The organism is Pseudomonas sp. UBA6276, from assembly GCF_002438365.1.
In the GTDB taxonomy this organism is placed as follows: Bacteria; Pseudomonadota; Gammaproteobacteria; order Pseudomonadales; family Pseudomonadaceae; genus Aquipseudomonas; species Aquipseudomonas coleopterorum.
The window spans coordinates 1-2,874 of sequence record NZ_DJUS01000097.1 but is presented as its reverse complement, the minus strand read 5'-3'; the positions used below and the strand labels follow the sequence as shown (position 1 = coordinate 2,874).

Below are 2,874 nucleotides of genomic sequence, written 5' to 3'. Positions count from 1 at the left end.
CAGGCGCTGCGCGCCGCCCTCGACGCTCGTTCGTCATTGCTCGACTCATTGCATGAACAGGGTACCGATTGCTATCGACTGTTCCACGGCAGCCAGGAAGGGGCCAGTGGCCTGACCGTCGACCGCTATGGCGCACAGTTGCTGGTGCAAAGCTTCCACCAGACGCTGGAGCGCGAAGACCTGTTGGCCGTGCACGGTGCGGTCGAGCAGCATCTGCAGACGCCGCTACTGCTGGTGTACAACGACCGGTCACGGGGCAATTCGCGGATCGATCGGGAAGACTCGGTGTATCGCGCCGAAGACGCCGCACTGGTCGACCTGGTTGGACGTGAATGGGGCCTGAACTATCGCGTGCGTGGCCGTCATCCTGGCCAGGACCCGTTGCTGTTTCTCGACCTGCGCAATGCGCGTGGCTGGGTCAAGCAGCACAGTGCCGGCAAAAGCGTGTTGAACCTGTTCGCCTACACCTGCGGCGTTGGCCTGAGTGCAGCGGCAGGCGGTGCCCGTGAGGTGTGCAACCTGGACTTTGCCGAAGGCAACCTGGCGGTCGGTGCCGAGAACGGGGCGCTGAACCCCGAGCTTGCGCCCATGCAGTTCATCCAGTCGGACTATTTCCCGGCCATACGCCAGTTGGCCGGCCTGCCGATCACCGCGCGCCGAGGCCAGAAGCTGCCAGCCTACCCGCGCTTGCCGCAGCGTCAGTACGACCTGGTCTTTCTCGATCCGCCAGCCTGGGCGAAGAGCGCATTCGGTACGGTCGATCTGCTGCGCGATTATCAAAGCCTGCTCAAACCAGCGATTCTCGCCACCGCCGAGAACGGTGTACTGGTCTGCTGTAACAACCTGGCGAAGGTCAACCTGGACGACTGGCGCGATCAGGTGCTGCGCTGCGCCGAGAAAGCCGGTCGGCCTGTACGTGAATGCTCGGTACTGGCGCCAGCGGCTGATTTTCCATCCAGCGACGGTCAGCCACCCTTGAAGACGCTGATCCTGAATTTCTAGTTTTCCTACATCAACTGGTGAAAATTCCATGACTTACGCGGGCTGAGTCATAGGAACCACATTGACGTGCCATACTCCAAGCACCTCCGATCACGTCAGATGGCCCCATTTCCATGTCCAAAGGATTGAAACGCACTGCCGCCACCCTCGTGGCGCTGGTTGCGCTGTACGCGATGCTCGGTTTCCTGATCCTGCCCGGCGTAGCGCTGCGGGTAGCCAATCAGCAGCTAGCGGCCTACTCCACCGTGCCTGCACATTTGCAGCGGCTGGAGTTCAATCCGTTCAGTCTCGAGCTGACCCTGTGGGGGCTAAAGATCGGCGAGCCCGGCGCCGAACAGATCGGTTTCGAGCGACTGTACGCCAACCTGCAAGTGGACAGCCTGTGGACCGGCGCCTTGCATCTGGTCGCAGTGGAACTGGACAGACCGCAGACTCAAGTACTGTTCGACAAAAGCGGCAAGCTCAACCTGAGCGCCCTGTTCAAGCTTCCGGCCAGCGATACCGCTGCCGTGCAGGATGCGCCTTCCGAACCTTTCGCCTTGCGCATCGGCAGCATCAAGCTGGTTGATGGGCGTTTGCATTTCAAGGATCTGCGCCCCAGCCAGCCCATCGAATTTCTATACGACTCGATGAATCTGGAGCTGCAGAACCTCAGCACGCTGCCAGACGATCATGCCGACATGACCCTGGTTGCCAACAGCCCTCAGGGCGGTCGTATCGACTGGCGTGGCCGGATCGGCTTGAGCCCGGTGTCGTCCCAGGGATCGTTGAAGGTGACCGATGCGCAGATGAGCGTCTGGTGGCCGTACGTGCGCGACAGCGTGCCGTTGGTGCTGGAAAAGGGCGTGTTCACCCTGAGTGCCGATTACAACCTCAATCTGGCCAAGCAGACCGAGCTGAAACTGGACAAGGTGGCCCTTAGCGTCGCGCCCTTCGCGATCGCAGCTCCCGATGGACGTCCCCTGGCTCGACTCGAGCGCCTGGACGTCAGCGACACATCGGTCGACCTGGTCAAGCAACAGGTCAGTGTCGGTCGGATACGCAGTCACAAGCTGGAAACCTGGGCCGCCCGCGAGGCGGATGGGCAGCTCGACTGGCAGAAGCTGTTCGCCAGCTCGGCACCGCAGCAGCCAGCACCCAAAGAACCGACGAATTCGCCGGCCAAGCCCTGGCAGGTGCTGCTCAAGGATGTCCAGCTGCGTGACTACCAGGTGCATCTGGCCGACCGTGTGCCTACCGATGAGGTCGCCGTAAACGTGGGTCCACTCAACCTGGACCTGCATGACTTCGACAGCCTCAACGGCGCGCCCTTCACCCTCAAGCTCGATACCGGCCTGGGCAAGCAAGGTCGTGTACAGGCCAGCGGCGAGGTCAGTCTGGCGCCGGTTGCTGCCCGCATGAAGGTCAGCACTCAGGACATCGACCTGCGTATCGCGCAGGCCTACATCAGTCCGCTGATTCGTCTGGAACTGCGCAGCGGCATGCTCGACAGCGATCTCGATGTGCAACTGACCGGCACCGAACCCCTAGCCATGACCGTATCCGGTCGCGCCGAAGTCGATCAATTGCACACGCTCGATACGCTCAAGGAGCGCGACTTCGTCAAATGGCAGCACCTGACCCTGACCGGTCTGGAGTATCGCCACGGCGATCGCCTGGACATCGAGCGGGTCCAGCTGCAGCAGCCGTATGCGCGCTTCATGATCAACGAGGACCGCACCACCAATATCGACGACCTGCTGATTCCGCAACCGGCGCAGCCCGCCGAGCCGGTCCGGGCTGGCAAACCGGCCGATGCGGAAACGCCACTGGGCATCCGCATCGGCGCCGTGGACATCGACAACGGCTCAGCCAACTTCGCCGACTTCAGCC

General features: G+C 62.1%; 2 protein-coding genes. Both read left to right on the top strand.

Going from position 1 to position 2,874, the window contains the following annotated elements; genetic code table 11:
• Positions 1-1,002 (top strand): class I SAM-dependent rRNA methyltransferase (locus B2V21_RS11165; protein ID WP_286916883.1); only part of this gene is annotated, 1,002 nt, incomplete at its 5' end.
• A 113-nt stretch (positions 1,003-1,115) separates the two neighbouring features.
• Positions 1,116-2,874 (top strand): DUF748 domain-containing protein (locus B2V21_RS11160; protein WP_286916882.1); only part of this gene is annotated, 1,759 nt, incomplete at its 3' end.